Annotated in this window: 2 protein-coding genes; both read right to left on the bottom strand. The window is 44.6% G+C overall.

Annotated features, from left to right (window positions below; genetic code table 11):
- Positions 1 to 265 precede the first annotated feature (265 nt).
- Positions 266 to 907 carry an NAD(P)H-binding protein gene (locus tag FC90_RS08865; RefSeq protein ID WP_057908879.1) on the bottom strand — a complete coding sequence of 214 codons (642 nt, stop codon included), beginning with the start codon at positions 905 to 907 and terminating at the stop codon, positions 266 to 268.
- Positions 908 to 1,364: 457 nt separating this feature from the next.
- Positions 1,365 to 6,650, bottom strand: coding sequence for an adhesive domain-containing protein (locus FC90_RS08860; RefSeq protein WP_057908878.1), 5,286 nt, complete (start codon positions 6,648 to 6,650; stop codon positions 1,365 to 1,367).
- Positions 6,651 to 6,794 lie beyond the last annotated feature (144 nt).

Raw genomic sequence — 6,794 nt, 5'->3', positions numbered from 1 at the left:
AACATATTAAATTTTATATTATTTCATCCGTCAACTTGACAGGGCCTAGTACATTTTGTGTGTTTTTTTCATTTGTGACGTCTCTTTGACAACCTGTTGTAAAAGCCATCATAAACAGTAATGTTATTGTCAAAAAAATAGCTGATTTTTCCAAATGGTCGCCTCCTACCCGATGCTTGTCACAGTATACATTACTTGCTTGATTCGTACCAATCCAGAGTTGAAAAAGCCCCACCGAATCGGTAGGGCTTTTTCAACAACTATTTTAATACCAAGCTGGTTTATCACCTTCTGTATTGGGTTTATTCAATCCTAATGAATCACCAATGGCTTCGTTTGGTGATTGAATGAGGCGTACCACCTCTGCAGCCACGCTCTTTCTAGAAACCTCGGTGCCCTTAAATATATCGTGGCGGTGCGTGATTTCATAATCGATTTCATCCTTATCGTCCAACCATGCTGGCCGAATAATTGTATAATCCAACTCAGATGTTTCAATGACTTTTGCCGCCGCTGCATAAGTTGGTAGGTAGCCATCATCTAACATCTGATGATTCCACTTACCATATGCCCCCGGAACTTCATCATAAATCCCCAATGTTGAAATCCAGATTAGCCGTTTGACGTTAGTGGTCTTCATGGCGGCTACCACCGCTTTCGCTTGCGCTTCAATATTCCGGCCAGCTAGATTGGCGTAAACTACTGAAACGCCCGCCATTGCTTTTTCTAAATCCGCTTGATTACCAGCATCGCCATCAATCACTTGTTCACGATCGGCGTCTTGAACCGTTAGGCGATTAGCATTGCGCAAGAATAACCCCAATTGCGCATCCGTATTCGCTAATAATTGTTGCCGTGCTAATTGTGCAATCCGTCCGTGCGCGCCTAAAATCAAAACTTTTGTCATTTATATGCCCCCTATTAATGAATACAAACAAATTGTAGTCGCTTTCAAAATACTTCACAAACAAAAACACTTACTTTTCGTCAATCATTTTAAATTTCTCTCAAATTCATGGCTTTTTCGTCACATTTTATTCATAATTGCTTGTTATTCTTTATACATCAGATGAATTCCTTCCAAGAAACAATCTGACCCACGTGTTTTTTTGATCATTCTTCCCTAAGAATATCGAACACACCCAATGCGTTATAGTTTAACGGTAAAACGAACCAGCCCATTTGAAATTCCTCCCTAGAATTGGTAATGGTTTGGCAGTTAAGAATGTTTGTTTTCGAAGGCACAATCATTTCTCAACCACGCTCACTGGTCCATGTGGGTTCAAATCCCCACTAACGCGATTTAACACATACCCATGCAAAAAAGGAACCAGCGCATAATGCGCTGGTTCCTTTTTTGTTACTTATTTATCGCGTTTGATTGGGACTAAACGTTTGATGAATAGTGCGGCAGTCAGGAATAACATACCTAGCCAACTCCAAACGCTGGTTGCTTTCTCACCAGTTTGTGGTAAATATTGACCGTTAGTACCTTGACGACTATTAGTTTGATTCAAAGTTTTTGAGCTGATAGTCAATGGTTTTAACGTGCCAGGTTCGTGACCACCAAGCTGACCATTACCTGATCCGCCAAGTTGGCCATTGCCTAAACCTGAACCGTTATTACCAGTACCTGTGCCATCACCGGTACCATTGTTACCTGAGCCATTACCATTATTGCTATTGCCTCCAGGATTACCGAGATCGCCGGCAGAAACCAGAATATCAACTGGAACACTCGCTTTTTGGTAACCATCATTCTCCGCAAGAATTTGAACAATGATTCGATCACCAGCTTTAAGGCCGTCAACGCGGGCTGCGAATTGACCATTTTCATCAACTGGTACCCTCACTTGGATCCCGTTTGGCAATGTCACCACTGCTGTAAAGTTAGTCCCCTCCGGAATTGGTTTCGTAAATGTCACACTACCCGTCACAGCTTTATCGCCTGCCTTGACAGGATCAACAGTTGGTTTGGCAACCACATAATCTTCAAGTGGGTTGGTGACTACGGCTTTATCGACCGTCACGCTAATTGGGTCACTCGCCTTTTCATTGTCACCATTGTGGGCGATAACTTCGACGGTTAGCTCATCGCCTTCTTTAATCCCATCGACTGGAATTGTGAAGTGCCCTTGATCGTCAACGTCAGCTGTGACTTTATCACCGTTTGGTAATGTCACGACTGCTTCAAAATTAGTTCCATCTGGCACTGGTTTTGTGAACTCTACACTACCGGTGACGTTTTTATCGCCTTCTTTGACTGGATCGACGACTGGTTCCGCGACGTTGTAGTTTTCAAGTGGATTCGTTGGATTGGCAGCTTCAACTGTCATTTCAGCGATGCCACCTTCTTTAGTAAAGGCGCCGTTCGTTGCGATAATCTTGACTTGAATCTTTTGACCGGCCGTTAATGCGGCGGTTTGAATTGTAAAGGTCCCATCAGCTGCAACATTGCTACTATCGAGACGAACAATTCGGACCCGTCCGTTTGGCATGACCATGATAGCTTCAAAGGTTGTGCCTTCTGGGAAGTCCCCTAATTCAACAGTCCCACTAACCACTGTTTCACCCGCTTTTACAGGGTTCAATGTTGGTGTTGCCACGTCATAATCTTCAATTGGGTTCGTCACTGCGGCTTTATCGACCGTCACGCTAATTGGATCACTTGCTTTTTCATGATCACCATTATGGGCGATAACTTCGACGGTTAGCTCATCGCCTTCTTTAATCCCATCGACTGGAATTGTGAAGTGCCCTTGATCGTCAACGTCAGCTGTGACTTTATCACCGTTTGGTAATGTCACGACTGCTTCAAAATTAGTTCCGTCTGGCACCGGTTTTGTGAACTCTACACCACCGGTGACTTGTTTATCGCCTTCCTTAACGGGATCGACAACGGGTTCTGCGACATCATAGTTTTCAAGCGGATTCTCAATAATTGCTGCCCCAACTGTGACTGATACGTTTTCGCTATCCTTCGTGTAGGTGCTATTCTTGGCTGTTATTTTAACACTTAAGTCACTATCTGCGGTTAAGCGCCCAGTCACCACTTCGAAATTCCCATTTGCATCAACTGCCGCCGTTTTTTGCGTTCCATTTGGTAAGGTAACGGTTGCTTCAAACGTTGTCCCGTCTGGAATTGGCGTTGCTAAAGTGACTTGGCCTTTCACGCTCGTTTGATCGACCGTCACTGGTTCAACGGTTGGTTGATTGACCGTGTAATTTGCCAACGGATTCGTATCAAGTTGTGGACTAACCGTTTGATAAACAATCGAACTATCTTTGGTAAATGTGCCGTTCGTTGCAACAATCTTCACACCGACTGTCGTATCAGCGACTAACATGTTGGTTGCGACTGTAAATTGACCGTCAGCTGCAACTGGTGCGGACGTTGTTGTCCCATCAGCTAATGTGACAACTGCGGTAAAGGTTGTCCCGTTTGGAATTGGAATCCCAAGATTCACTTGACCAGTCACTTGGGTTTGGCCGTCGGTCATTGGATTAACAACCGGTGCATTCACCGTATAGTTTTCAATTGGATTCGTAGTTGTATCGGCTGCAACAAGCACATGGACAGGATTACTTTCTTTTTGATTTGCACCATTATGGGCAATCACGTGGACAATTAATTCATCCCCGGCTACCAATGTCCCAGTATCAACGGTAAAGGTACCATCTGGGTTAAGCGCGCCAGTCTTCGTCGAGCCATCTGGTAAAGTCACTTCTGCTTCAAATGTTGTCCCAGCAGGAATTGGTTCTTCTAAAGCAACTTTCCCAGTGACCGTTGTATCGCTCGCCTTCGCTGGGTCAACAACTGGTTGTGCAACACCGTACCCTTCTAAAGGATTCGTTGGCGTAACCTTGTCAACGGTTACATTCACTGGATCACTATTCTTATCAAAACCATCGTTATGGGCAACGACTTCGATCGTTAACTTGTCGTCTGCTTTAATCCCAGCCACTGGCACTGTGAATTGTCCCTGATCGTTAACCGGCGCTTTAATTTGATCACCATTTGGCAAAGTGACCACCGCTTCAAAAGTGGTGCCATCTGGTACTGGCTTATTGAGAGTCACATTACCAGTGACAGCTTGATCACCTTCTTTAATTAGATCAACACTCGGCTTAGCAACAACATAATTTTCAAGTGGATCGGCCTTGCTGACCGTAACAGTTGTTGGCTCACTCACTTTTTCATAACCACTATTTTGTGCGGTTATGGTAACTTCTAATACCGCATTAGCTTCTAGTGCGCCAGTTGCGACTGTAAAGGTGCCATCTGGCATGACATTTGCCTTGTTAATCGAGCCATCCGCCATTTTAACGTTCGCGATAAAAGTTGTCCCGACTGGTGGGTTATTAAGCGTAATTTGCCCAGCCACACTTGTATCCGTACTTGTTACTGGATCAACACTTGGTTTTGGTACGGTATAACCATCTAGTGGATCGGTTGCAACTGCCTTGTTGATTGTGATTTCAGTCGCTGGACTTTCTTTTTGATTCATCCCATTTTGGGCAATGACTTTTATTGAAACTTTTTCATCAGCCACCAAAGTCCGAGTTGGCACTTCAAAATCACCGGTTTCAGGAACCTTTACTTCAGCAGTTGTCCCATCTTCATAAGTAACCAATGCCTTGAACGTTGTGTTGGTCGGAATTGGCGTCACCAAGTTCACGTGACCCTTAACGCTCTTGTCGCCTGCCACTGCTGGTGTGACAAGTGGTGCTGGCACATCATAGTTTTCAATTGGGTTGGTTGATAAGGCATCCGCCACTGTCATCGTTGCCGGTGCACTTTCTTTAGCAAAGGTACCGTTGACCGCTTTGATATGAACTGCCACTTGTGTTCCAGCAACTAATGGATCGCCGGTCGCAACTGCGAAACTACCGTCTGCATTAACAGTTCCTATGACTTGACGACCACCAGGTAAGACTGCAATAGCTTCAAATGTGGTGCCGGCTGGAATTGGCTGACTGAGTGTGACTTGACCCGCGATGTTCGTATCACCATCACGTGCTTGATCAATCGTTGGCGTTGCCATTTGATAATTAGCCAACGGATCTTCAACTGGTGCCGCTGCAACGTTGAGTTGTACGCTGGCACTGTCTTTAGTATACGTGCCGTTAGTTGCGACGACTTTAACCGTTACCGTTTGCTCGGCAGCTAACTGATCAACACCAGCAATTTTGAATGTCCCATCATTTTCGACGATTCCCGTTAATTTTGAGCCATCTGGTAAAGTTGCCACAGCCTCAAATGTCGTTCCGAGCGGAATCGGTTGGTTCAGTGTGACTTGACCAGTGATTTCCGAATCACCTGTTGTTAACGGATTAACGGTTGGTGTCGCGACGTCATAATCAGCAATTGGATTTTCAATTGGTGCAGCTGTCACCGTTGCGGTTGTGATTGGACTGTCTTTCGTGTAAGCTCCGTTAGTCGCAACCACTTTTGCTGAAACAGTTTGGCCGTCGACTAAACTACCAGTCTCCACAACAAAGGTTCCGTCAGCTGCAAGCGGTACGTTTTTGGTGCTGCCATCTGGTAACGTGACTACCGCTTCAAATGTTGTCCCATCCGGAATTGGTTGCGCCAAGGTAACTTGACCGGCAAGCTGTGTTTGCCCGGCCACTGGTTGCGTAATGACTGGGGCAGCAACATCATAGTTTTCAATGGGATTAACCGCCGTCGTTGGGAAATTAAGTGTGACAGCTTCGCCTTCTTGCTCAATCGCCGTTAAAACATCAGCCGAAATCAATGCATTATTGATGGCACCGGCTTTAACAGTTGTACTGGCAACGTTTGGATCACTAACGGTCGTGTGCAAAGTACCACTCATCGAACCCAACAAATTAGCATTTAAAGCATTGTCCAAAATATCAGATGTCCCGGCTGCAATTGCATCAAGAATGTCAAATAATTTTGCGCTAGCTGCCTGCAGTGCTTCCACTAATGGTTTAACTAAAATTCCACCCGCATCAATCGCTGCAATCGCATCCCGTAGTGTATCAAATAAGGCAACATAAGCTTGGTGAACGTATTTACCAAAGCCTTGCGTGAAATCAACCGAGATTGTCTTACCATCTGGTGAAACGGTCGCTGGCACTGTTTCTTGATAAGCCCCCAAACTTTGTACGGTACTTAAACGATCAAAAGCTGCTTTTACGGCCGGAATTTTCACAACTGCATTCAAGCCATCAATTGCCGTTCCTAGGGCACCAAAAAGTAAACTAACACCAGGAATCTCCCCTGGTGTAATCGGTAGCAGATTAGCATGAATATCGACGGTTGCCCCACCAACCACTTTTCCTTGTAATTCAGCTGGTAACGCATAAACTAATACTTTCTTGTCTGCGACACCAACCGTTGCTAATCCAGTCCCAGAATATTTTAAAGCTAAATCATAATTTCCCTGTGCATTAGGCGTCATTTGCGTGCCAGTATCTGAAGTTAAACTCGCATTCTGTAAAATCGAGATATCAGCTAGCCCAACACTTGGTGAAATTTCACTCGCTTGAACTCGGTTTTGATTAATAACTAGCGCACTCGCAACCCCTACACCACTGTTGAGTAATAACAATACCCCACTACACACATATAGACTACGGCGTAACAAATGCTTTTGATTCATCCTACGTTTTTTTTTCATTTTATGATACCCCTTTCAATTGTCCTCAATGTATCATCTTCAATTATAGTAAGCATACTAATATGCTTATCATAACCGTCAAAACAATCTCTAATACGAGGCTTATCCTGTGTTGTGTAAGGGTTTCCGTTTTAAAAAAAGCGC

The sequence above is a fragment of the Latilactobacillus graminis DSM 20719 genome, from assembly GCF_001436415.1.
Lineage (GTDB): Bacteria > Bacillota > Bacilli > Lactobacillales > Lactobacillaceae > Latilactobacillus > Latilactobacillus graminis.
Note: the sequence above shows the minus strand (reverse complement) of the source record. Positions and strands in the feature narration are given on the sequence as shown.

What these genes read in the sequence shown, in the direction of transcription:
- FC90_RS08865 (WP_057908879.1), bottom strand. Translation starts at nt 907, where the DNA reads ATGACAAAAGTTTTGATTTTAGGCGCGCACGGACGGATTGCACAATTA.
- FC90_RS08860 (WP_057908878.1), bottom strand. Translation starts at nt 6,650, where the DNA reads ATGAAAAAAAAACGTAGGATGAATCAAAAGCATTTGTTACGCCGTAGT.